At 33.1% G+C, this 23332-nt stretch carries 25 protein-coding genes and 1 tRNA gene; 14 read left to right on the top strand and 12 right to left on the bottom strand.

The window, feature by feature from the left end; genetic code table 11:
* Positions 1-133 precede the first annotated feature (133 nt).
* From FEM21_RS10695 to FEM21_RS10760, 14 genes are all read left to right on the top strand, one after another.
* Entirely contained in the window at positions 134-1693 is a 1560-nt protein-coding gene (locus FEM21_RS10695) for a glycoside hydrolase family 10 protein (RefSeq protein ID WP_035660312.1), read from the top strand.
* Positions 1680-2948, top strand: a complete 1269-nt coding sequence (locus FEM21_RS10700) for an MFS transporter (RefSeq protein ID WP_035660314.1) — start codon at positions 1680-1682, stop codon at positions 2946-2948. The genes FEM21_RS10695 and FEM21_RS10700 overlap by 14 nt, the downstream gene beginning before the upstream one ends.
* Positions 2949-3062: 114 nt before the next feature.
* Positions 3063-4658 (top strand): glycoside hydrolase family 3 protein, encoded by a 1596-nt coding sequence (locus FEM21_RS10705; protein WP_035660316.1) that lies wholly within the window; start codon positions 3063-3065, stop codon positions 4656-4658.
* Between the two features lie 135 nt (positions 4659-4793).
* Positions 4794-5432 carry a peroxiredoxin gene (locus tag FEM21_RS10710; protein WP_035660318.1) on the top strand — a complete coding sequence of 213 codons (639 nt, stop codon included), beginning with the start codon at positions 4794-4796 and terminating at the stop codon, positions 5430-5432.
* A gap of 188 nt (positions 5433-5620) precedes the next feature.
* A complete protein-coding gene (locus FEM21_RS10715; RefSeq protein WP_035660322.1) occupies positions 5621-5929 on the top strand; it encodes a thioredoxin family protein in 309 nt (102 codons plus the stop codon).
* Positions 5930-6011: 82 nt separating this feature from the next.
* On the top strand, positions 6012-6269 hold the full coding sequence (locus tag FEM21_RS10720) for a DUF6952 family protein (RefSeq protein ID WP_035660323.1): 258 nt from the start codon (positions 6012-6014) through the stop codon (positions 6267-6269).
* Between the two features lie 179 nt (positions 6270-6448).
* Positions 6449-6946 (top strand): thiol peroxidase, encoded by a 498-nt coding sequence (tpx, locus tag FEM21_RS10725; RefSeq protein ID WP_035660325.1) that lies wholly within the window; start codon positions 6449-6451, stop codon positions 6944-6946.
* Positions 6947-6955: 9 nt separating this feature from the next.
* On the top strand, positions 6956-7330 hold the full coding sequence (locus FEM21_RS10730; protein ID WP_035660326.1) for a diacylglycerol kinase family protein: 375 nt from the start codon (positions 6956-6958) through the stop codon (positions 7328-7330).
* A gap of 22 nt (positions 7331-7352) precedes the next feature.
* Entirely contained in the window at positions 7353-9794 is a 2442-nt protein-coding gene (locus tag FEM21_RS10735; protein WP_035660328.1) for a DNA translocase FtsK, read from the top strand.
* A 4-nt stretch (positions 9795-9798) separates the two neighbouring features.
* On the top strand, positions 9799-10440 hold the full coding sequence (locus FEM21_RS10740) for a LolA family protein (protein WP_035660388.1): 642 nt from the start codon (positions 9799-9801) through the stop codon (positions 10438-10440).
* An 8-nt stretch (positions 10441-10448) separates the two neighbouring features.
* On the top strand, positions 10449-11921 hold the full coding sequence (locus FEM21_RS10745; protein ID WP_035660329.1) for an LptF/LptG family permease: 1473 nt from the start codon (positions 10449-10451) through the stop codon (positions 11919-11921).
* Complete coding sequence (ribB, locus tag FEM21_RS10750; RefSeq protein ID WP_035660331.1) at positions 11908-13041, top strand: 3,4-dihydroxy-2-butanone-4-phosphate synthase; 1134 nt, start codon at positions 11908-11910, stop codon at positions 13039-13041. The genes FEM21_RS10745 and ribB overlap by 14 nt, the downstream gene beginning before the upstream one ends.
* Positions 13042-13199: 158 nt before the next feature.
* Positions 13200-13287: transfer RNA gene (locus FEM21_RS10755), tRNA-Ser, on the top strand.
* A 261-nt stretch (positions 13288-13548) separates the two neighbouring features.
* Positions 13549-14775 carry a site-specific integrase gene (locus tag FEM21_RS10760; protein WP_035660332.1) on the top strand — a complete coding sequence of 409 codons (1227 nt, stop codon included), beginning with the start codon at positions 13549-13551 and terminating at the stop codon, positions 14773-14775.
* Between the two features lie 99 nt (positions 14776-14874).
* Here the strand turns inward: FEM21_RS10760 and FEM21_RS10765 are convergent, their stop codons facing one another.
* The 12 genes from FEM21_RS10765 to FEM21_RS10815 all read right to left on the bottom strand — a co-directional run bounded on the left by FEM21_RS10765 (position 14875) and on the right by FEM21_RS10815 (position 23329).
* A complete protein-coding gene (locus FEM21_RS10765; protein ID WP_035660333.1) occupies positions 14875-15165 on the bottom strand; it encodes a helix-turn-helix domain-containing protein in 291 nt (96 codons plus the stop codon).
* Positions 15166-15230: 65 nt separating this feature from the next.
* Positions 15231-15665, bottom strand: coding sequence for a hypothetical protein (locus FEM21_RS10770; RefSeq protein WP_035660334.1), 435 nt, complete (start codon positions 15663-15665; stop codon positions 15231-15233).
* Positions 15666-15690: 25 nt separating this feature from the next.
* Entirely contained in the window at positions 15691-15990 is a 300-nt protein-coding gene (locus FEM21_RS16415; RefSeq protein ID WP_081824683.1) for a hypothetical protein, read from the bottom strand.
* Positions 15991-15996: 6 nt separating this feature from the next.
* Entirely contained in the window at positions 15997-16797 is an 801-nt protein-coding gene (locus tag FEM21_RS10775) for a hypothetical protein (RefSeq protein ID WP_035660335.1), read from the bottom strand.
* Between the two features lie 27 nt (positions 16798-16824).
* Positions 16825-17673 carry a conjugative transposon protein TraN gene (gene traN, locus FEM21_RS10780; RefSeq protein ID WP_035660337.1) on the bottom strand — a complete coding sequence of 283 codons (849 nt, stop codon included), beginning with the start codon at positions 17671-17673 and terminating at the stop codon, positions 16825-16827.
* A 12-nt stretch (positions 17674-17685) separates the two neighbouring features.
* A complete protein-coding gene (gene traM, locus FEM21_RS10785; RefSeq protein WP_035660338.1) occupies positions 17686-18990 on the bottom strand; it encodes a conjugative transposon protein TraM in 1305 nt (434 codons plus the stop codon).
* Complete coding sequence (locus FEM21_RS10790; RefSeq protein WP_035660339.1) at positions 18980-19492, bottom strand: hypothetical protein; 513 nt, start codon at positions 19490-19492, stop codon at positions 18980-18982. The genes traM and FEM21_RS10790 overlap by 11 nt, the downstream gene beginning before the upstream one ends.
* 14 nt (positions 19493-19506) lie before the next feature.
* Positions 19507-20127, bottom strand: a complete 621-nt coding sequence (traK, locus tag FEM21_RS10795) for a conjugative transposon protein TraK (RefSeq protein ID WP_035660340.1) — start codon at positions 20125-20127, stop codon at positions 19507-19509.
* Positions 20128-20145: 18 nt separating this feature from the next.
* Positions 20146-21345 carry a conjugative transposon protein TraJ gene (traJ, locus tag FEM21_RS10800; protein WP_035660341.1) on the bottom strand — a complete coding sequence of 400 codons (1200 nt, stop codon included), beginning with the start codon at positions 21343-21345 and terminating at the stop codon, positions 20146-20148.
* A 12-nt stretch (positions 21346-21357) separates the two neighbouring features.
* A complete protein-coding gene (locus tag FEM21_RS10805) occupies positions 21358-21993 on the bottom strand; it encodes a hypothetical protein (RefSeq protein ID WP_035660343.1) in 636 nt (211 codons plus the stop codon).
* On the bottom strand, positions 21990-22619 hold the full coding sequence (locus tag FEM21_RS10810) for a hypothetical protein (protein ID WP_035660344.1): 630 nt from the start codon (positions 22617-22619) through the stop codon (positions 21990-21992). Before FEM21_RS10810 ends, FEM21_RS10805 begins: the two co-directional genes overlap by 4 nt.
* Before the next feature lie 17 nt (positions 22620-22636).
* Positions 22637-23329 carry a hypothetical protein gene (locus tag FEM21_RS10815; protein ID WP_035660345.1) on the bottom strand — a complete coding sequence of 231 codons (693 nt, stop codon included), beginning with the start codon at positions 23327-23329 and terminating at the stop codon, positions 22637-22639.
* Between the last annotated feature and the right edge of the window lie 3 nt (positions 23330-23332).

A 23332-nucleotide genomic window follows, 5' to 3' on the forward strand; every position in this document is an offset into this window, starting at 1 on the left:
ATTTGCGAATTTGCGGTGAAAACAAAAAAGTGTGAATTTCCAGCTATAAAAGTATGCGGAAAATTAATCCCAAATTATCTTATAAAATTCGCCAAAAAAACTATTTTTGATAGCTGTTAAATATACCAATTAAATGAATCACAAAAATCCAATCTGCTTATTTATCGCCGTTTTATTATTGAATTTTGGCTTTAGCCAGGCACAAAATAAAACTACTAATCCTAAAAATGAATTCAGAGCTGTTTGGATTGCAACTGTTGCCAATATTGACTGGCCTATAAGTAATACCGATGCGGTTGAAAAACAAAAAGCCGATTTTATTGAAATTCTAGATACCTATAAAAAACTAAATTACAATGTAGTTATTGTGCAAATTCGCAGCGCCGGTGATGCTATGTATGCTACAAATCTAGCTCCTTGGTCTAAATATTTAACTGGGAAACAAGGATTGGCTCCATATCCATTTTATGATCCTTTAGACTGGATGATTACACAGGCTCACGATCGCGGATTTGAATTTCATGCATGGCTAAATCCTTACCGGGCTACAATGGACATGAATACTACTGCATTGAGCAGAACACATGATGTGATTAAACATCCGGAATGGATGATTAAACATGGTGGGAAATACTATTACAATCCCGGACTTCCAGAAGTTCAAGCGCATTTAATTAATATCGTTGACGAAGTAGTTACAAAATATGATATCGATGCTATACATTTTGATGATTATTTTTATCCTTACCGTATTAAAGGAGAAGAGTTTAACGATATTGTTTCGTATAGAAAATATGGAAAAGGCATGAGTCTGGAAGACTGGCGTCGTGATAATGTAAATGTTTACTTAAAAAACACATATGAGGCTATCAAAAAATTGAAACCTTGGGTGCAATTTGGTATCAGCCCATTTGGAGTTTGGAGAAATAAATCGGTTGATCCACGAGGTTCAGATACTCAGGCCGGACAAACTAATTATGATGATTTATATGCCGATCCAATGGCGTGGATGGAAGGTCGCTATATTGATTATCTTTTGCCACAATTGTATTGGAGTATTGAACACAAAACAGCTTCTTATGGTAAATTATCAAAATGGTGGTCAGAAAACACTAAAAATGTAGCGCTATATATTGGAAACGGAATCTATAAAATCAATAATGATTCGGATAAAAAATGGTATAATCCTAACGAAGTTTCTAACCAAATTGACTTAACACGTAGTTATAGTAACATTAACGGAAATGCTTTTTATAGTGCCAAATGGTTTGTAAATAAAAATTATGCCGTAACACAATTATTAAAAGATAATCAATACCAATATCCGGCCTTACCTTATGTTGTTCCTTATTCAAGGCAGGAAGTTAAGGACACTCCTAATGTCACAAACATTAATAATCAGGGTGAAAATACGGTAATTACATTGAGTTTTCCAATGCAAAGTAAAATTCGTTATGTAATGGTTTATGGAACAACAAATAAAAACCTAATCAATGTTAATGATCCAAGCCAGATTATTAATAAAATTGCTTTCAAAGAAACCAAAGACAGTATTGCCATCAGCATTCCAAAACTATATCTTGAAAAACACAATAACTGTGCATTAACATTCGTAGATTATTTTGGAAACGAAAGTCAGGCAACTTTATTGAAAGTAAACAACCAAAACCTAAAGACAAATGAAAACAGATAATACACCCTGGTATTGGATTCCGTTATTAAATTTTGCATCGGGATTTCCGTATGTAATTATCATTTCGGTTTCGGTATTGATGTACAAAAACCTTGGAATCAGCAATGAAGACATTGGTCTATACACCAGTTTATTATACTTGCCTTGGGTAATCAAACCATTATGGAGTCCGTTTATTGATTTACACGGAACCAAAAGAAAATGGTTTTTGAGTATGCAATTATTCATTTCGATAGCCTTTCTAATTGTTGGTTTTATTATTCCTACGAACCAGTTTTTCATGATGAGTCTTGCTATTTTTTGGGTGGCTGCTTTTGCTTCTGCTTCGAATGATGTAGCCAGTGACGGGTTTTATTTATTGGCATTAACCAAAGACCAACAATCATTCTTTTTAGGAATCCGAAGCACTTTTTACAGAGCATCGATGCTAACTGGAAACGGATTAATTATTTTGTTAGCAGGTTATTTAGAGCATTTGTACGGTGACAATCAAAAAGCATGGTCGTATACGATGATTTTAGTTGGATTAGTAATGTCTTTTTTAACTATTTACAATTATTTTGCTACGCCAAAAACTGAATTACCAATTAAACCAGGAGAAACCGAAGAGAAAAATTTTGCTACTGTTTTTGCCAGTTTTTTCAAAAAGAAACAAATAGGATTGATATTAGCTTTTATTCTTTTATTCCGTTTAGGAGAATCACAATTATTAAAAATGCTGACTCCGTTTTTAGTCGATAAAACTAATGTTGGCGGAATGGGATTAGAAACCGAAGACGTAGGAATCATTTACGGAACTTTCGGATTAATTGCGCTTACTGTTGGTGGAATTCTGGGCGGAATTGCCATTTCTAAACACGGTTTAGGGAAATGGATGCTGCCTATGATTTTAACGATGCACTTGCCTATTATTGGTTTTATATTGTTAGCCCATTTTCATCCTACTTCGGTTTATTACATTTATGTAGTGGTGATTTTGGAACAATTTGGTTACGGATTTGGTTTTGCTGCTTTCATGATGTATTTAATTTACGTTGCCGAAGGCGAATCTAAAACTTCCCATTATGCTATTGCTACCGGTTTTATGGCTTTAGGAATGATGCTTCCCGGAATGGTTAGCGGATACATTCAGGAATATTTAGGTTATGGAAATTTCTTTATCTGGGTATTTTTAGCCACGATTCCTGGATTAATTTTGTCAAGATTTCTGGAATTTCCAAAGGATTTTGGGAAAAAAGTGAATACTACTGAATAGTTATTAGTCCTAAGTACCTAGTCCTGAGCCTAACGAACTAATTATTCATTTAAACCAAGTACAGAAACTAAGGACTAAAAACTAGGCACTAAGTACTAATTTAAGCATAAAACAATGACACTCGAACAAAAAATAGGACAATTCTTTTTTCCTGCTGTATTTATCAACGACAGCGAAGAAAATATCCAGGCAACCGAAGAATTAATTAGAAAACACAACATTGGCGGATTAACTTTTTTTCACAGTCGTGCCAGTGCTGCAACAAATTACGAATCGAAGAAAAAAATTGAATTTAACGATGAGAGTTACCTTCGATTAAAAGAATTAATTATTCGTTATCAAAAATGTGCTTCCACTCCACTTTTAATGAGTATTGATGCTGAATGGGGACTTGCTATGCGTGTCGAAAAAACACCGCAATATCCTTATGCAATCACTTTGGGTGCTTTGCCTGAAAATCAAAAAAACTTAGTTTACGAAGTAGGAAAACAAATTGCATTAGAATTAAAATCGGCGGGAATTCATTATAATTTGGCGCCTTTGGCTGATATAAATAATAATCCAAACAATCCTGTAATTGGTTATCGTTCTTTTGGCGAAGACAAAGAAAAAGTAGCTGATTTTGCACTGGAATATTTACGCGGAATGAGTGATGTGAATGTTTTAGGCTGCTTAAAACACTTTCCTGGACACGGAAATACTAATGTTGATTCCCATTTAGGATTACCTATTTTAGAAGAAAATTTAGAGCAATTATTAGCTAACGAATTGTATCCGTTTATCAAAGGAATCGAAAATAATGTCGATTCGATTATGATTGGACATTTGGCAGTTCCTGCTTTAAATGAAGGAAAAAATACTTCGGCAACCTTGTCTAAAAATATTATTCAAAATCTTTTACGAAAGCAATTAGGCTACGACGGCTTGGTGATTTCTGATGCTTTGAATATGCACAGCGTTTCTAAATTATATGATGTAAAAGGTCAATTAGAATGGGAAGCTTTTAATGCCGGAAATGATGTATTGTGTTTTGCCGAAAATGTTCCTGAAGGAATTCAATATATTTTAGAGAATGCTTCTGAAGAACGTATTAATGAAAGTTTTGAACGAATCTGGAAATGCAAAGAAAAAGTTGGTCTGTTTCAATCTGAAGAAAATAATACCGAATTAAATTTCGAAAAAGCCAACACTTTAAATACTGAAATTGCCAAATTCAGTTTGACAAAATTGATCGATACTATTGATTTCGAAACTATCCAAAAAGCCAATCAGGAACAAAAAGTAGCGCAATTATCCCTATACAAATCAACTGATAATGAGTTTACAAAAAACATTCAGTTCGAATTGAATTGTCCTCAATTTGCTATTGAATCGACGATAGATTTAGATATTTTAGCTTTCGAAAAAGAATTAGAATCGTTTGATTATCTAATTATTTCCTTATTTGTTCCAAAAGCAAAACCTTTGAATAAATTTGAAATTGATGATGCCGTTTTTGAGTTATTGGAAAAATTATTGGTAACCAAAAAATGCCTGATTTACGTGTTTGGAAATCCTTATGCATTGCCATTAATTCCTAATTTAAGTAAAGTTTCGAGATTGATTCAGGCTTATCAGGATTTTAACGAATTTCAAATTAATGCGGCACAACAATTTTTGTCTAATTCTGAATGTGTAGGCAAATTGCCTGTTTCCATTGATATTCAATAAATTAAATCACCAAACCACTTTATTATAACTAAAAATTATTATTAAATAAATATTAATAATCAACTACTATTACAATAAACCTTTTTTTAAACTTATTTTTGCACTCAACAAATAATAACCTTTAAAATAAACATTATGTCTTTAGTAGGAAAAAAATTCCCAAACATTACAGTAGATGCTATTTCTGAAATGGGTGATAACTTAAAAATCAACATCTTAGAAGAAGCAGTAAACAATAACAAAAAAGTACTTTTGTTTTGGTACCCAAAAGATTTCACTTTTGTATGTCCAACAGAATTACACGCTTTCCAAGCAGCTTTACCAGAATTTGAAAAAAGAAATACTATCGTAATTGGAGCTTCTTGTGATACTAATGAAGTTCACTTTGCCTGGTTAAACACAGCAAAAAACAACGGTGGAATAGAAGGTGTAACTTACCCACTTTTAGCTGATACTACAAGAAATTTATCTGCTGCTTTAGGAATTCTTGACGCTGAAGCTGGTGCTTACAATGAAGATGCTGATACTTACTTAGTAGAAGGTTCTAATGTAACTTACAGAGCTACTTACTTAGTTGACGAAACTGGAAAAATTTTCCACGAAAGCGTAAACGATATGCCATTAGGTCGTAACGTAAACGAATATTTACGTTTAGTTGATGCTTACACTCACGTACAAACTAAAGGTGAAGTTTGTCCTGCTAACTGGGAAGAAGGTAAAGAAGCAATGTCTGCTGACAGAAACAGTACTGCTGCTTACTTGAGCGCTAACTAATTATTTTTAGAAGTCACTAAGATTCTAAGTTACTAAGTCTCTAAGATTTTAAACTTAAATCTAATCTTCCAAATTATAACTTAAATTAATTAAGTCAAAAGATTCTAAGTTGCTAAGCTATTATGATTCGAAACAATTATAAAAAACTTAGCAACTCAGAAACTTAGTAACTTAGAAACTCAAAAAAAATGTTAATAGAATTAAACGAAGATACATTAGCAAATTTAGTTGCTGATAACGAAAAAGTAGTAGTTCAATTTTCGGCATCATGGTGTGGAAACTGCCGTATTATGAAACCAAAATTCAAAAAACTGGCTACTGAAAACGAATCCATCACTTTTGCATTAGTGGATGCTGAAAATTTTCCAGAATCCAGAAAATTAGCTAACGTAAGTAACTTACCAACTTTTGCTACTTTCGTAAACGGAAAATTGGTAAGCGAAACACAAACTAATAAACAAGAAGTTTTAATCGATTTAGTAAACGAAATTGTATAATTTGGTTATTTGTTAATTCGGTTAATCGTTAAAAATTAACTTTCAAATAAACATATCAACAAATAACCAAATAAACAACTATATGAAACTACCTGTAATAAAACACTTAACTCAGTTTATCGAAGAAAACGATCAGGATTACATCATCGAAACTATTGAAGTACTAGAAGCAATGACTGAGATTTCTTCATTAAAAGACGAAGAATTAGATGTTATTGGTGAGTTAATTTCGAATATGTACGGCGCTCTTGAAGTACATAAATTAGTCCAAAACGGAACTGATAAAAAAGAAGCTCTTAATACTTTTATGAAAAGAGTATTAGGTTCTATCGATAAATAATATTCTTCATCAAAAGAACAGCAAAATGCATCTCCTACAGTTGCATTTTTTTGTTTTTAACGCTATTTCCCAAGTAAACAAAGCGTTAATATCCTTCTCCTAAAATATAAAATCTTAAACTAGAAATCCTTATTCTTAAATAATTTTCATACTTTTGAACCTCATTAAAAAAATTAATTATGGCTTCAATAACATTAGGAGGAAATCCAGTAAACACTGCAGGAGAATTACCAAAAGTAGGTTCTAAACTTGCCGATTTTAAATTAGTAAAAAACGATCTTTCTGTTGCTTCTTTAAGCGATTTTAGTGGAAAGAAATTAGTTTTAAATATATTCCCAAGTATCGATACAGGAACTTGCGCTGCATCAGTTAGAAAATTTAATGAAACTGCTGCTAATTTAGATAATACTGCTGTTTTATGTATTTCAAGAGATTTACCATTTGCACAAAAACGTTTTTGTGGAGCTGAAGGAATCGAAAATGTAGTTAATTTATCTGACTTTCAAGAAGGAAGTTTTGGAAAAGCTAACGGATTAGAAATTGTTGACGGTCCTTTAGCCGGATTGCACTCAAGAGCAATAATTGTTGCTGATGCTGACGGAACAATTTTACATACTGAGCAAGTTGCTGAAATTGCTAACGAACCAAATTATGAAGCTGCTCTAGCGGTGCTTTAATTTGTACTAATGGCTTTTCAAAAAGATAACACCTTTGTTACCGGAAGATTAAAAAGCGTTAGTTATGCTTTAAAAGGAGCAATTAAATTAATTTCTACAGAACACAGTATTATGGTTCAAAGCTCATTAGGAGTTTTGTTAACTATTGCTGGATTTATTGTGGGAATTTCTCAGACAGAATGGCTTTTTCAAATTTTTGCTATCGGTTTAGTTTTAAGTATTGAAGGACTAAACACTGCAATAGAAAAAGTAGCCGATTTTATTCATCCGGATTATCATGAAAAAATTGGTTTTATAAAAGATATTGCTGCTGGTGCTGTGTTTTTTTCGGCAATTACAGCAATTATTATTGGTTTAATCATTTACGTACCTCATTTTATTTAGAGGTTTAGTTTTATTATATAGAATGGCAAAAACAACAAAAAAAGAGACTTTGGACTCGAAAAACAATTCTAATCCTAAAGTTTTTAAATCATGGGAAATCTCTAAACAGCATAAAACAATTTTAGGTTGTCTTTTAGTATTATTTTCTATTGCTTTATTGGTTGCTTTTGTTTCTTTCTATGTTTACGGACAAGAAGATCAAAGTGCTGTTCTCGAATTAGGTAACAGAACAGAAACTGTAAAAAATTGGCTGGGAAAGTTTGGTGCTTTCCTGGCTAATTTAATTGTCTATAAAGGCTTCGGACTGGCCTCTTTCCTATTTGTCCGTTTATTATTTTTAACTGGAATTTTTCTCATTTTAGGCATTTCAAGCCGAAAACTAAAAAACATTTGGTTTTGGGATTTGTTTGTCATGATTAACTTATCCGTTTTACTTGGCTTTTTTGCCACTTCTTTACCTGAACTTGGTGGTGTTATTGGCTACGAATTAAATATTCTGCTACAAGATTACATTGGTAAAACAGGAACTTTATTATTACTTCTCTTTGGACTTGTCGTTTATTCTATTTTCAAACTAAAATTATCTCCTGAAAAGGTGCAGTCTTTTTTTGAAAGTAACAAAAAAGAAACTATTCCTACCGAAAGTAACGATATCAGTACCAAACCGGCAAGTGCTTACAATTTAGAAGAATTTGCAGTAACCGAAGAAGAAGCTGAACCTGAAAAAGAAATAATTCCTGAGTTTAAGCCTTCTCAGTTCGAAATTAACAAAGAAGCGCTAAAACCAACTATTAATCATGCTTCAGAAATTGATTTAAATCCAATTTCTAAATCTCCTGTAGTGGAAAAAAGTGCCCCTGTTGCTGTGGTAGCAAGTGACGATTTTGTTATTGAAACAGCACCTGAAGAAGAAATTGTTGAAGAAAATCTGGCTTCCAGATTAGTGGCTGATTTTGGATTATTCGACCCAACATTGGATTTATCTAATTATAAATTCCCAACTATTGATTTATTAAAAGAATATTCAACCGGAGGAATTACCATTAATCAGGAGGAATTAGAAGAAAATAAAAACCGAATTGTAGATACACTCCGCAATTATAAAATTGAAATTGCTCAAATTAAAGCAACCGTAGGACCATCCGTAACTTTATACGAAATTGTACCTGAAGCAGGAATCAGAATTTCAAAAATTAAAAGTTTAGAAGACGATATTGCTCTGTCACTTTCGGCACTTGGAATTCGTATCATCGCTCCTATTCCCGGAAAAGGAACAATTGGTATTGAGGTTCCAAACAAGAATCCTACTATGGTTTCGATGAAATCAGTTATTGGTTCGGGTAAATTTCAGGAAGCCGAAATGGAACTGCCAATTGCTCTTGGAAAAACTATTTCAAACGAAACTTTTGTTGTCGATTTAGCCAAAATGCCTCACTTATTGATGGCTGGTGCTACCGGACAAGGAAAATCGGTTGGATTAAATGCTGTAATTACATCATTACTTTATAAAAAACATCCAGCTGAAATTAAGTTTGTCATGGTTGATCCTAAAAAAGTCGAGCTGACACTTTTTAATAAAATCGAAAGACATTATTTAGCTAAATTACCAGATACTGATGATGCCATTATTACTGATAATGCCAAAGTAGTCAATACTTTGAATTCATTATGCGTCGAAATGGACAACCGTTACAACTTACTAAAAGATGCAATGGTTCGTAACATTAAAGAATACAACGAAAAATTCAAAGCCAGAAGATTAAATCCTGAAAACGGACACCGATTTTTACCTTATATTGTATTAGTTGTCGATGAGTTTGCCGATTTGATTATGACAGCCGGCAAAGAAGTCGAAATGCCTATTGCCCGCTTAGCACAACTTGCCAGAGCTATTGGGATTCACTTAATTATCGCTACGCAGAGACCGTCGGTAAACGTAATTACAGGTTTAATTAAAGCCAACTTCCCAGCGAGAATTGCCTTTAGAGTTTCGTCAAAAATCGATTCCAGAACTATTCTTGACACACAGGGTGCCGATCAATTAATAGGTCGTGGAGATTTATTGTATTCGAATGGAAATGATGTTGTACGTGTACAATGTGCGTTTGTCGACACTCCTGAAGTAGAAAAAATAGTTGATTTTGTAGGTTCTCAAAAAGCATATCCAACGGCTTATTTATTACCTGAATTTATAGGCGAAGAAAATGGCATCAATCTTGATATTGATATTTCTGAAAGAGATACGCTGTTTAGAGAAGCTGCTGAAATTATCGTTAATGCACAACAAGGTTCGGCATCTTTATTACAAAGAAAACTAAAATTAGGCTATAACAGAGCCGGCCGATTAATTGATCAGTTAGAAGCTGCAGGTATTGTAGGTCCTTTTGAAGGAAGTAAAGCCCGTAGTGTAAACATTCTGGACATGCACGCTCTTGATCAGTTTTTTAATAATGAAAATAATTAATACAATGAAAAAGATTATCCAAATTACATTTATCTTACTAATTTGTTTTTCAACACAAGCACAGGACAAAAAAGCAAAAGCGCTTTTAGATCAGGTGACTGCTAAGGTGAAAAGCTATGATAATATTGTAATCGATTTTAAATATTCGCTAAACAATTCTAAAGAAAACATCAATCAGGACAGTAAAGGAAATGTTACCCTAAAAGGTAATCAATATGTATTGAATTTTATGGGAATGACTAAAATTTTTGACGGAAAAAAAACCTATACCATTGTTCCTGAAGATGAAGAAGTAAATATTTCGAGCGTAAACGAAAAAGACGACAATGCAATTACACCATCAAAAATGCTAACTTTCTTTAATAGTGGTTACAAATATTCGATGGATATTTTGCAAAATGTCAGAGGTCGAAAAATACAATACATTAAATTAATCCCTACAAGTTCTAAAGATCAAAGAAAAGAAATATTGTTAGGTATTGATGTACAAACTAAACACATTTACAACCTGATTGAAACTGGAAAAAAAGGAACAAAAACTACTTTAACCGTTAATTCTTTTAAAACCAATCAGCCTTTGTCAAAAAATCAATTTACCTTTGTAGCTAGTAAATATCCAAATTACTACATCAATAAATTAGATTAATTCGTTACGTGAAAATTCTCGACAAATACTTATTAAAAACATTCCTGATTACATTTGCTACGGTATTTGTAATCTTGTTTTTTATATTCATACTTCAAACCATCTGGCTTTTTATTGCTGAGTTAGCAGGAAAAGATTTAGATATTGGATTAATTATTAAGTTTTTACTTTTTTCAATGCCTCGAATTATTCCGCTGGTACTTCCATTATCTATCTTGCTTGCTTCGATTATGACTTTTGGTAATCTTGCCGAAAATTATGAGTTTGCAGCAATGAAATCTTCTGGAATTTCTTTGCAAAGAGCCATGCGAAGCCTTACTTTGTTTATAGTAGTATTGAGTATTGTAGCTTTCTTTTTTGCCAATAACGTGATTCCTTTTGCCGAATATAAGTTTATCAATTTTCGAAAAAACATTGCGCAATTAAAACCCGCAATGGCAATTACCGAAGGACAATTTAGCGATGTAGGATTCTACAATATTAAAGTCAATAAAAAGTCGGGCGAAAACGGAAATAAACTAGACGGAATTACTATTCACAAAAAAGCAGTTAATAGTGACGGAAGCAAAACGGTTATCAAAGCTAAAAATGGAGAGTTAATAAGCAGCGAACAATCGAGTATTTTACAACTTGTTTTAAATAACGGTAATTATTACGAAGACATCACGCCTAAAAATTACAACGACCGAAAAAAGTTTCCATTTGCTAAAAGTTCGTTCAAAAAATACACCATAAATATTGATTTATCACAACTTAACAACACTGATGTTGATGAAGAAAAAGTAACCAATTCGAACAATATGTTAACTGTAAATGAATTGAATTACACCATAGATTCGTTAAATAATAATTACAAAACTGAAATCGATTCTTATTCAGAAAACATCAATTTAAGAACCATTATCGAAAACAAAACTTTTAATGAGGTTGCCGATAAAGAATTGATAAAAAAAAGAAAACCACTTCCTTCTGATATTTTATCTTTATTTGACAAAAATAAAAAATCAGAAATATTAAAAACAGCCAGCAATAATCTTAGTAGTATTGGTTACAGTATTGACGGAAGCAGCACTAATTTGAAAGCCAAACAAAAGAACATTAACGGCCATTTATTAGCCTTATATGATAAGTTTGTAATTGCTTACGCCTGTTTTATGATGTTCTTTATTGGAGCACCGCTTGGAGCCATTATTCGAAAAGGAGGACTCGGATTACCAATTATATTTGCAGTATTAATATTTATTACTTTTCACTTTATTAATACTTTTGGAAAAAGATTTGCTCAGGAAAACGGAATTACACCGTTTCTAGGTGCATGGATGTCCTCAATTGTACTTACACCACTAGCCATATTATTGACATACAGAGCCACAAATGATATTGGATTAATCAATATGGACGTAATTCTGGCTCCAATACAAAAACTAATACAAAAAATTACCGCTAACAAGAAAAAAATAGCCGACAATGGTCACAGATAAAATAGTACTTAATACAATTGAAGAAGCAATTGAAGATATCCGTCAGGGAAAAGTAATCTTAGTTGTTGATGATGAAAACAGAGAAAACGAAGGTGATTTTTTAGCAGCTGCCGAAAAAGCAACTCCTGAAATGATTAACTTCATGGCTACTCACGGGCGCGGATTAATTTGTGCTCCTCTTACTGAAAGCCGCTGTAAAGAATTAGGACTGAATGTTATGGTTAGTAACAATACAGATCCTATGGAAACTGCCTTTACCGTTTCTGTCGACCTGAGAGGAAAAGGAGTTACAACAGGTATTTCAGCTTCTGACAGAGCCGAGACGGTTTATGCTCTAACTGATCCTGCTACAAAACCGCATGACTTAGCCAGACCTGGACATATTTTTCCTTTAATTGCTAAAGAAGGTGGTGTTTTAAGAAGAACCGGACATACTGAAGCAGCAATTGATTTCGCCAGATTAGCAGGTTTTAAACCAGCAGGTGTCATTGTCGAAGTAATGAACGAAGATGGTTCCATGGCTCGCTTACCTGAATTGTATAAAATTGCTAAAAAATTTGACATCAAAATAGTTTCTATCGAAGCGCTTGTTGCTTACAGAATGCAACATGACAGTATTGTGGTAAAGAAAGAAGATTTTGATATCAATACCCGTTTTGGAACTTTTCGTTTAAGAGCTTACGAGCAAATCACAAACAAACAAATCCATATTGCTTTAACAAAAGGAACATGGAATTCAGGAGAAGCCATTTTAACCCGAATTCACTCTTCTCAGGTAAATAACGATTTATTAGGAACTTTGACTAATAATGTTGATCAGCAATTAGACGATATGTTTAAAATAATCAACGAAAATGGTCGTGGAGCAGTTATATTCATCAATCAGGATATGTCGGCAGTAAACTTATTAAATCGTATTAGCGAATTAAAAACATTACAAGCTGAAGGAACAATGAAAGCTCCAAAAGTAGTAATTGATACTAAAGATTACGGTATTGGTGCTCAAATATTGCATGATATTGATATTTCTAAAATTCGTTTAATATCTAATTCTGAGCAAGGAAAAAGAGTCGGAATGATTGGTTACGGCTTAGAAATTACCGAATATTTACATTATTAAATTGTGTTGTGAAAAATAAAAAACTTTTAACTCACACAAAATAAATCATTTAAATCAGCTATAAAAAAATAGCTGATTTTTTTTATCTAAATATGTTTTTTTATCTAAATAAACCTCTTATATTTGCACTCGCAATCACAAAATGATAGCAACATACTGGAGAAATGGCAGAGCGGTCGAATGCGGCAGTCTTGAAAACTGTTGACTGTAACAGGTCCGGGGGTTCGAATCCCTCTTTCTCCGCCAGATGAAGTTTCAAAAGAAACTTTAAAAGTCAAAAGCCTTTAAATACTAGTATTTAAAGGCTTTTTTGTTTTTTATATTGTGTCAAAAAACACATATAATATCAAAGGACAGTGACCCTATTAGTGACCCTAATTTTTTTCTATCTTTTTTAGTAAAAATAGGGTCACTAAATCAGATGAATTCCTCAGGAATTCCCTGTAAACACTAGATACTTTCATGGTTTTTAAATCAATTTGAATATTAATTTAAAAACAAGAAGTTATGCTAAAAATCATCTTCTATCTTAAATCAGGGAAAGATAACAAAAAAGGAGAATCTCCTATTTTTGCCCGTGTTTCGTACAATCAAAAATCGACAACCATGGCAACTGGTAAGTACATCTTAAAGGAAAGATGGAAGTTTACCAACAATTTAAGAAATGTACTTAAAATTGAAAAAGAAAAAGTACTAAAAAGTAGATTAGATCTTCTTCAACTCAACATTGAAAAAAAGTTTAATGAAATGACTAAAGAAGGTTTAGACATTTCGTTACAATTACTTAAAAATGAATTCACTGGTAAAACTAAAATAGTAATCAAAACTAAAGAAGTAAGCATATTAGAAGTTATTGATAAATACATCAAATATTTTACGAAAAAAGTGGAAGTAAATGAGCGCTCTGAAACTTCACTTCAAAAATACAAACGGTCTAAAGAATTGCTTATCACTTTTATGAAAAAGTACTATAAAATTGAAGATCTTCCTGTTGGTGAAGTTTCCAGTGCATTTATATATAATTTGGAATCATTTCTTAAGTATGAAAGTGAGTATAAAGGCAAAATTGGCATTCAAAATAACTCTGTAGTAAAGTACATGAGAATGTATAAAACTTGTTGCAAACACAATATCAAAATGGGCATAATTGAAAAAAATCCTTTTAATATTTACGATGGTAAAATCAATACCAAAGACGCTGTATTTCTTACTCAAAAAGAACTGGATACTATTGAAAACAAAAAACTTTCCTTCAAACGTCTGGAAAAAGTGAGAGATATATTCTTATTTAGTTGTTATACTGGATATGCTCCTGTAGATGCTTTAAATCTAACTTCGAGGAATATCTTTCAAGATAGCAATGATGAGCTATGGATTCTGGCTAATAGAACAAAAACAGAAATCAGAGCAAACGTTCCATTACTCCCTCCAGCCCTAAAAATAATTAATAAATATAAAAATCAACAAATTGGATTAATTCCCAGAATATCCAATCAAAAAATGAATGCTTACCTTAAGGAAATAGCTGACCTATGTGAAATAGACAAAAATCTTACCTGGTATGTATCAAGACATACATTCGCTACGACAGTTACTTTAGCCAATGGGGTCAGAATAGAAAATGTTTCATCAATGTTGGGACACACTAATATTAAGCAAACACAGCACTATGCTAAAGTTTTAGATGAAAATGTAATGACAGATATGTCAAAATTAAAGCAAAAATATGCATAGTATATAAAACACAAATACCAAAGTATTCAGCTCTCAGAATACTTTGGTATTTGCTATTTTAATAAGTTGAAGTAATCTTTTGAATTATTTAACTGTTATTTATTGTCCATTTTCAATGAGTATTTTTTCAATCTTAGCTGCATCGTACAAATAGATATCACCCAGTTTAGTATATGGAAGTATGCCTGACTGACGGTATTTAATAATTGTATTATTCGATAATCCAAATATTTTTTTTAAGTCCTCATTCCTAAAATATTTAATGGAAGCTTTTAAATTTTGCGCTTTAATCTTTCCATCAATTCTCTCTAATTGAACATACAAAGGATCCAACAATTGTTTAATTGCAGCTATATATGAGATTTTATTTTCTTTACCTTGTTTAGTCATGATATTAAATTTTAACGTAGTTAGAATGGAAAACAACTCCTTTTAAATTTCTAGAAATAATAAAATTATCTACTTAGCAGTATTTCTCTTCGCTGTTGAAATATACTAATGATATGATCCAGAAATTTAAGTTGTTTTTCTCCATAAGTGAATCCTTTAGATTCTGAAAACTGTCTACTAATGGTTCCTATTTTAGTCTGTATTCCTTGATCTCCATTATAGGTAAAATTCTCCTCAATGAACAGTTGCATTTTACTTCTATTATACTTTTCCCTTTTATCAAAAAATAAAATATTCTCATCCATCAGAATATAGAAGAATTGTGCCAAATCACTTTTATTAAAACTGGAACAACATTTCTCATTATTGAAACGTTTCTGACTATTACTATTAATCGTATGATCATATTTTTTCTTTTGTAGCAATAACTCAATACTTTCTATCTTTTTGCCCAAACTCACCACTACATCAGGGATTTCTTGAATTGTTAACTTTTTCATGATTCTGCAACTTTGAAAATTCAACTTATGATTTATCTAAACAAAAAAGAAAAAAAATTTTACTCCTTTGATTGTTCTTAAAAGAGGGTTCATACTTAATATAGCCGTATTCATGGAGTTGTCTAATACACTTATGATAGGTATTAGAACCTGATATTTTTGCTATGGGCATAATTTCATAACTGAATGCCTCAATGGGATTAACAAACCCCTTATCCGTTCTAAACTGCAATAAAGCCGCATAGATACCAATATGTGTAATACTGATTCTATAATCGTTTTCAATTGCAGAAAAGAAATGAGATAAGGGGCTTAAAATTTCCATTGTTAGCTACATAGAATTAGACTGTTTTTTTCTTTTCTTTTTTTCTGGAGGTGCTGCCGGACTTTCAGCATCATCATTTTGATTTTGCTTTTTAGTCCCTTGTTTTGCCGACTTAGCTTCACCTTCAGATTGCTTTTCTTCTTTTGACTGTCGGTTGTCAATACGCTTCATATTGGCATCATAAACATTGATCGTTTTGAATTGAGGATTGGCTTCAACATATTGTTTGATCTCATTGCCATCTTTTACGAAAGTGACCGATTGACGATTTCCTTTTTTGATGGAATCCATAAGGTCCTCTTTGTACTTTGGAGTTTCCAATTCCTTAATCGGATGTTTCGATAAAGCATTCTCAACATCGTATCCGTAATTTTGATGATACTGATTTAATTTAAAATTTCCATTGGTATCGGCTTCCTTGAAGTCCATTTGCAGCCAGGCATTATAGACCTGACCTTCTTTATTAGTCAGGTCTTTATTAATTGCCCTGCCTTCCATCAGATTGAAAGCTTCTTTCATCGTGATATTATTTCCTTTGTTTATGTAAAAAGTTTGCTCTAAAGATTCCTTTGTATTTTCTTTAGATAACTCCATTTTATAAGAATTAAAGAAATACATTTCACTTTGATCTGATTTCTTAAAATTAAGAGTAGCATTGGCAGTAGTATCGCCGTATTTAATCTGATGATTCAGTTTAAATTCAGGCTGTTGTGCTTTCATTTTTTCTTTTAGTTCTCCTTCCAATCCTTCTCCAAAACCGCTGTACTTGACCTGATCTTTCAGGTATTCAAAATTTTTCTCGTTCATGACTATTGATTTTAAATGATTACATATTTATAAAGTCGGTAATACAGTTAACTGCATTAATTTTTTGTTTTTCACTTGGAGTTCTAAATGCCGACCTCCCTGATCTTCCATAAGCTGTATTGCCAAATATTTTTTATCAGGTATTGTGAATTTTGGTAAAGCAAATACCAAACATACTTCTGACTTCCCCACTACTATTTCTGTGCTGTTATAAATGTATAATGGATGAATTTCTATTTCCTGCGAAGCGGTTCGTTTGGTTTTCTTTTGGTCTCTAATAAAGAATCGGAACTGGCTGATATCATAACTAACATTTGAATTATTTTCCAGATTAATTCTGAAATACATTACGCCTTCATGTATAAACAATCCATTTAATTGAAGTTTCATATCGTATTTATAATCTTTTACATTATATACCTTTTTCTTTTCGTAAAATGCTAACTCTGCATAAGATTTCAGCTCTGCTTCGTTTTCTATTTCAGTCGAACCTAGATGATCTGAAATTGAGTTTTTTTGACCAACTACCAAATTCAATAAAGGCTTCTTTTCATCATAATTCACTACAAAAGAATGCAGTTGTCCATCAGCTGTAACCACTGTAAGATTGGTTTCAGTAAAATCCTGTTGAGCAGCTTTTATCTGAAGAATATTGTCTACTCCTTTCGCTTTCTGAACTAATACATCACTACTACCTCTATCTACACTTAGTATCGAATTTGGAAATACAATATTTGTAGTTTTCGAATAAGCGATAGCCAATGAATCTAATTTGATTTTATAAAATTCATGTTTACCCACTTGTTGCTCTTGTGCAAATACATTGGTTATAAGAAATAGTACAACGACCATTATCATTACATTTATCTTTTTCATATTTCTATTTTTTTAGTTGGTAATTTGCTGTTTTTGCTTTTCATCATAAATAAACACTTTATAGCCCGCCTTAACTACAACCTTAACCAGCTTTACTTTTTTACTCAATAAGTTTTTGGCAGTTTCAATACCCATTCCTGCTGCCTGAGCTCCCCAGGAATCATCAAGAGAAGTAACACCTAGCGTTTGTATCGAACGGTCAGCAGAACTTTTGGCTACATCCCGATTAATTGCTCCCGGAATATAAATGCCCTTCAATCCATCCATATCATAAACCGATAAATCAACCGGAAAAATGGAATTGGTATAGCGAAGACTGTTAATCTTGATAGTCAACCTTTCGCCTTTTAATGATGCTACACCAAAAAAGAAATGTTCTTTAGGAATGAGTATACCATTAATAAAAATGGGGTTTACAAGTCTCAACTTTACCGTGGATCCATTGACCACTATTTGAGATTCGTGAATAACCGCTTCTACAGCATTTTGGTTGTTTTGTTCATTTTGAGTTTCTTCAAAAGAGTAAAATGCATTAGACTTCACTTGAATTCCTGTCTCGTTGGAATGTATAGTGTTTCTAAGCAGAGTAACTGAATTATCTTTTTCCTTTGTGCTTATTGAAAACACCTGTCCTCTATTGGCTTCAGAAACCTTTCTTAATTTTTCCTGTACGCGGTCTGGATGCTGAATATCTAATATATTTTCAAGCATACCACTAAGCTTTTGCAATTCGGGATCTTCGGCATCCGATTCATTCATCGATTGCATCATTTGCTCCAATCGATCCACATCCTTTGAACCAATTACAGTACCACTCGAATTTTCATATTTAATATCAGCTCTCTGCTGTCTTGATACTTGTGGAGGCTGGTTAATCACTTTTTGAAGTGCAGCTAATTTGGCATATACTTTTTCTTCATTTGGATTATGATAAACCGCTGTATTTAAACCTCCTACCCTCCTTTTTGAATTTTCCTTTTCTCCAATACTTTCGTTCACTATTTCAGTCGAATCTCCGAAATAAGAATATCTAACGTAATTAGGGTCTTTCTTAATCAGTTCTTCCAGTTTTACCGAATCCAATGCTGCGGCATCATAATAACTCATCTTATCTAATGAGGTAGTTTCTTTAAACTTAGGATTAGGAAGTTGGACATTAAATCCTTTTTCCGGAAGTGATTGTGCATTGGTCGTTTCCATTTTCCCTCCTCCTAATAACCAAAACAATAACGTAAAGAAGGGCAAAGTCAATAAAGGGGCAACTAAAAACAGCTTTCGCTGTCTTAACATTTGAATGGATTTCCTCTTATTTTCCATAATTATATTTTTTTAAATGAGATTGATAATAGTTTTCTACTGCTGCAAGACTGTCTAACAATCCGGGATGTTTATTTTTTATACTATCTAATGTTCTTTTTCCTGTTGGGCTTATGGTAAGACTATCGATATAAACCCGAAAACGAACAACCCTGTCGAATTCAATTTTACTAACTGTACTTTTTGTAGTGGGTGCTATATATCCAGTTTGAAAAGTGTTTACTGGTTTGACAATAGGATTTATTGTTATTCTATTGGAATCAGTATTTGAAAAATTTTGAATAATCAAATAAACACTGTAGCTAGTGGTACAAGCGACAAAAAATCCAAAAACAAGCCTTTGCTGTCTAATCGATAGTTTTGCTGTTTGCTTTGTCATCCATTCTGACCATTTACTTTGAGCATAGTAATATCCCTTCTCCATAATCTTTGACAGACCATTCGGTTTTACCGCTTCATTAGATTGCGCGGTTTTTTTTCTTCGTTGGAATAAGAATTGCATAATGATTCATTTTATTATTTTCTGTTTTCAGTACTCAAATCTTTATTTTCAATGGTATTCCATCTTTCGATTAAAAAACCATGTGGATTATTATCACTTCGGGATACATTACGTAAGCTTCCCTCTGTAATCAGACTTCGATGAACAATACTGGTAGCTCGTACTATATTTTGAACCGCGTAGCATCGAAAATGATAGGGATACTCATTAATATCAATTGCGATACTATCTACAGATATAGTCTGACTGATATTACCTGAGATAATTCCTGCGTAATAACCGTTCTCCTTTAAATCATCATAGACTTTTTTGGTGCTATTGTCCGACAGATAAAGTGCCTTAGTCACATTTTCCTTAATCACTTTATCATCGGGATCCAGTGTAAAAAAGTACTTGTGGAAGGTTTTTACGTGGTCTTTGGCTTCCACTGGAATATTATCTTTTCGATCCGACGAATAAGCTTCCAGCGCTTTACCGTTAGCTAGAATATAAATCTTGGATTGCATTTGAGAAACCATACTAAAGCTTTTGTAAAGTGAAAAGCCGCATAACACTACACACCCTACAATAACCAGCATCGAAAAAATTCGCACTTGTCGAAAAGCGGTGTCTATATTTTTCATTTTTGTAAACATGATAGTTGGTTTTAATGATTATTTGGAATTTCCTTTTAACTTATCTCCCATGTAGCTTTCTTTATCTCCAAAGTAAGGGGACGAAGCTTGGTTAGCAGACATGCTCTGAGACATACGCCCTGCTGCATTCCCCATAGCATCAGCGGCCATTCCCATTCCAGCTGATGTTGTACTAACTGCAGCACCGGTAGAACTGCTGAAGATATTGGTAACTTTCTGACTTAAAGCGCCACCGCCACCTGCATGAACGATATAATTAGCTACTGAAGGCACTGTAAAATATCCTACGATACCGATAATCATAAACACCAGATAAGCCATATCTGTTCGGCTAAAGAAAGTATCTCCCTGATCATTGACTTGTGAAATATCTAGTTGCAGCATTTTTTCCTGTATTTTCCCAATGATGCTTCCAAAAATATTAGCCACCGGAAGCCATAGATAAATATTGATGTAGCGTGCTAACCATACCGTTAGCGTATGTTGAAAACCATCAAAAACCGCAATACCAAAAACCAATGGTCCCAAAACAGAGAGTACTACCAATTGAAAAGTTCTTAAAGTATCGATACAAAGCGAAGCTGCCTCAAACAGTACTCGTAATACTTCACTCATCCATTCCTTTACAGAATTGCGAAAATTAAATGAGACTTTAGCCATTGCAAACTTGATATCATTACCAATCCCCTCCAACATTCCTTCATCGGATGGATCGGCATTGTCATGGGTATATTTATACCAACGTTCCTGATCTCCACTCCCTGATTCCCCTACATACATTTGCCAGGTATCAGTACTTTTAATCGCTTTTTCTTTTTTCTGTAAAAGAACTTCAATGGCTTTATTCGACCCTTCCATCATTGATGCTGTTGCTGTAACTGTTGGTTTCATGACTCCGTTGATCATAGCCAATACCGAAGGAAAAATCATGATACAAAATCCTATCACAAACGGACGAAACAAAGGATAAAAGTCAACGGGTTCGGCATTGGCTATGTGCCTCCATACCCGTGAACCGATATACCAAATAGTAGCAAAACCAGCTATTCCCTGTCCCACTCCCAACAAATTGCTACACAAAGGCATCATCTCATCATAAAGCTGATCTAGTATTCCATGAAGCCCGTTCATGTCATCTGCCAGACTTTGCGCATTAGCATTAAAAGACCAAAATAAAGTAACAATTATTACTATAATAATTCTGTTTATCTTCTTCATAGCATCAGTTATCTAATTGGTTACTTTATATAGTTCTTTCAGGGAATCCACATCATTATACTCTTTGGAACGTTGTACACTTAGTACCGAAGTATTCGAATTAAAACTTCTTAGAAATAGTAATTTGTCCTGCATTTCCAGATAGATTCTGTCAATGGATTCCAATCGTTCATCGTCAGACATCCGGAGTTTATTAGCGGTGACCACCGTAGTAAGCTCATCAAGATTACGCAGACTTTGTTTGAAAAGATTAGCATATACTTTTTCGATATACTGTATTTCTTTGTCATTAAAAAGGCTACTATTTTTAAACCGTTTTAATGCTCTTTTGTACTCTTTTACCAAGAGCATTTGATAATTAGCAATTTCTCCAATACGCTTGTATTTTCTCACTGCGGGACTCACTTGCATTAGTCCATCGATAAAAGTCTGATGCAGACTAAAATTTCCTTGTGACAAGTCTTTTATCGTATTGTAACCTCCATTGAGTATCCTGTAGCCATTTTTCATATCCTTCAAAATCTGCTTGAACTGTGTCAGTTTCTCGATATTCAATACCAACTGTTGCATTTCCTGAGATTGTGCCAATGTCTTAGATGGCGCAAGCACTACTAAAAATAGTCCCCATATGACAAACTGCTTTTTCATAATCTCTCTTTTAAAATTCCATATACTTCCTTACTACTCTGCGTTTCTCTATTCTCCCTTGCTCTGGATAGACACAACATATTTACTTGATTATTAAAACTTTGACAGAAGCTGTAGTTATCCATCATCATATTGTAAAGTCGATCAATACGTTCCATTCGCTCATCATCTTTCATCTCAAGTTCTCCGTCTGTTGTAACTGTAATGAGTTCCTCCAAATTGGCATCACAATCATTCATCAATTGACCAAAAACTCTTTTGATATAGGCTACTTCACTTCCATGAAACAAATCCCCTACCTCTAAATTCCGATAGGTACTATTGCAATTCTTTACGATTTTCAATTGCAAGTCTATGATTTCAGCTACTCTGCTATACTTTTTAATTTTTGGGTTGACCTTTTTTAAAGAGTTCAGATAATCAGTATGAAGAGTGAATTCACCTCGTTTTAAATTACCAATGGTATTCAGACCTTTCTTAGCAATGGAATAACCTTTTTGCGCTGCATCGATGTATACTTTTAAAGCTCCAATTTGCTGAAGCAATACTTTTCGTTGCTTTCGTTGTGCTTGTATGTCAGCCGTTACTAAAAACGTAAAGAGTAACAATAACAGTAGCTTTTTCATGGCTTTAAAATTTAGTTTTATTTTAGAATACCATAAAATTGTCTAACGGTCTCCACTTCATGCTGTGTCTTGGCTCTTTGCAGACTAAGGAGTACATTCTGCCTGTTAAACATTGTCAGGTCATTGTAATTAACATCAATCTGATTGGCAGCTGTATTGATAATCTCTAATCGTTTAGCATCATTCATCTGAGTGGTGAAAGAATCCAGTATTAAAAATATCTGATCTATATTTTTTACACTTTCATCTAGGATGCCTGAATAGACTTTCTGCATATAATCCAATTCAGGTTTGTTAAAGTGGCTGTCTTGTTGGAAAAGTGACCAGGCCCTGTCATATTCATTGACAAGTCGTACCTGTTTTTGAGTCACATCCCGTATCAATTGATAGTAGGTAATAATGGACTTCACTTTGGTTAATTCCTCATAATAATCCCGATACAGATCTCGTTGTTTCTGAGTCCAATCCGATATTTCATCTAATTTCAGTTTCGAAAGGGTATTTTCTATTTTCTTCTGGGCATTCTGTAGCCAGATGGTTTTGTTCTGTAAGCGCTGTATTCTCAAATCAATCGCCTTGATCACTTTTTTAACTGCTAATTTTATCACTCCTATAATTGGAAAAGCTGTGACTGTTGTTGCTGGTCTGGCAGGAGTGCTTACCAACAATAAACAGAGTGCATACACCATGATTTTTTTCTTAGTTTCCATAAT

This window comes from Flavobacterium seoulense, from assembly GCF_000695795.1.
Taxonomy (GTDB): Bacteria; Bacteroidota; Bacteroidia; order Flavobacteriales; family Flavobacteriaceae; genus Flavobacterium; species Flavobacterium seoulense.

What these genes read in the sequence shown, in the direction of transcription:
- FEM21_RS10695 (WP_035660312.1), top strand. Translation starts at nt 134, where the DNA reads ATGAATCACAAAAATCCAATCTGCTTATTTATCGCCGTTTTATTATTG.
- FEM21_RS10700 (WP_035660314.1), top strand. Translation starts at nt 1,680, where the DNA reads ATGAAAACAGATAATACACCCTGGTATTGGATTCCGTTATTAAATTTT.
- FEM21_RS10705 (WP_035660316.1), top strand. Translation starts at nt 3,063, where the DNA reads ATGACACTCGAACAAAAAATAGGACAATTCTTTTTTCCTGCTGTATTT.
- FEM21_RS10710 (WP_035660318.1), top strand. Translation starts at nt 4,794, where the DNA reads ATGTCTTTAGTAGGAAAAAAATTCCCAAACATTACAGTAGATGCTATT.
- FEM21_RS10715 (WP_035660322.1), top strand. Translation starts at nt 5,621, where the DNA reads ATGTTAATAGAATTAAACGAAGATACATTAGCAAATTTAGTTGCTGAT.
- FEM21_RS10720 (WP_035660323.1), top strand. Translation starts at nt 6,012, where the DNA reads ATGAAACTACCTGTAATAAAACACTTAACTCAGTTTATCGAAGAAAAC.
- tpx (WP_035660325.1), top strand. Translation starts at nt 6,449, where the DNA reads ATGGCTTCAATAACATTAGGAGGAAATCCAGTAAACACTGCAGGAGAA.
- FEM21_RS10730 (WP_035660326.1), top strand. Translation starts at nt 6,956, where the DNA reads ATGGCTTTTCAAAAAGATAACACCTTTGTTACCGGAAGATTAAAAAGC.
- FEM21_RS10735 (WP_035660328.1), top strand. Translation starts at nt 7,353, where the DNA reads ATGGCAAAAACAACAAAAAAAGAGACTTTGGACTCGAAAAACAATTCT.
- FEM21_RS10740 (WP_035660388.1), top strand. Translation starts at nt 9,799, where the DNA reads ATGAAAAAGATTATCCAAATTACATTTATCTTACTAATTTGTTTTTCA.
- ribB (WP_035660331.1), top strand. Translation starts at nt 11,908, where the DNA reads ATGGTCACAGATAAAATAGTACTTAATACAATTGAAGAAGCAATTGAA.
- FEM21_RS10760 (WP_035660332.1), top strand. Translation starts at nt 13,549, where the DNA reads ATGCTAAAAATCATCTTCTATCTTAAATCAGGGAAAGATAACAAAAAA.
- FEM21_RS10765 (WP_035660333.1), bottom strand. Translation starts at nt 15,165, where the DNA reads ATGACTAAACAAGGTAAAGAAAATAAAATCTCATATATAGCTGCAATT.
- FEM21_RS10770 (WP_035660334.1), bottom strand. Translation starts at nt 15,665, where the DNA reads ATGAAAAAGTTAACAATTCAAGAAATCCCTGATGTAGTGGTGAGTTTG.
- FEM21_RS16415 (WP_081824683.1), bottom strand. Translation starts at nt 15,990, where the DNA reads ATGGAAATTTTAAGCCCCTTATCTCATTTCTTTTCTGCAATTGAAAAC.
- FEM21_RS10775 (WP_035660335.1), bottom strand. Translation starts at nt 16,797, where the DNA reads ATGAACGAGAAAAATTTTGAATACCTGAAAGATCAGGTCAAGTACAGC.
- traN (WP_035660337.1), bottom strand. Translation starts at nt 17,673, where the DNA reads ATGAAAAAGATAAATGTAATGATAATGGTCGTTGTACTATTTCTTATA.
- traM (WP_035660338.1), bottom strand. Translation starts at nt 18,990, where the DNA reads ATGGAAAATAAGAGGAAATCCATTCAAATGTTAAGACAGCGAAAGCTG.
- FEM21_RS10790 (WP_035660339.1), bottom strand. Translation starts at nt 19,492, where the DNA reads ATGCAATTCTTATTCCAACGAAGAAAAAAAACCGCGCAATCTAATGAA.
- traK (WP_035660340.1), bottom strand. Translation starts at nt 20,127, where the DNA reads ATGTTTACAAAAATGAAAAATATAGACACCGCTTTTCGACAAGTGCGA.
- traJ (WP_035660341.1), bottom strand. Translation starts at nt 21,345, where the DNA reads ATGAAGAAGATAAACAGAATTATTATAGTAATAATTGTTACTTTATTT.
- FEM21_RS10805 (WP_035660343.1), bottom strand. Translation starts at nt 21,993, where the DNA reads ATGAAAAAGCAGTTTGTCATATGGGGACTATTTTTAGTAGTGCTTGCG.
- FEM21_RS10810 (WP_035660344.1), bottom strand. Translation starts at nt 22,619, where the DNA reads ATGAAAAAGCTACTGTTATTGTTACTCTTTACGTTTTTAGTAACGGCT.
- FEM21_RS10815 (WP_035660345.1), bottom strand. Translation starts at nt 23,329, where the DNA reads ATGGAAACTAAGAAAAAAATCATGGTGTATGCACTCTGTTTATTGTTG.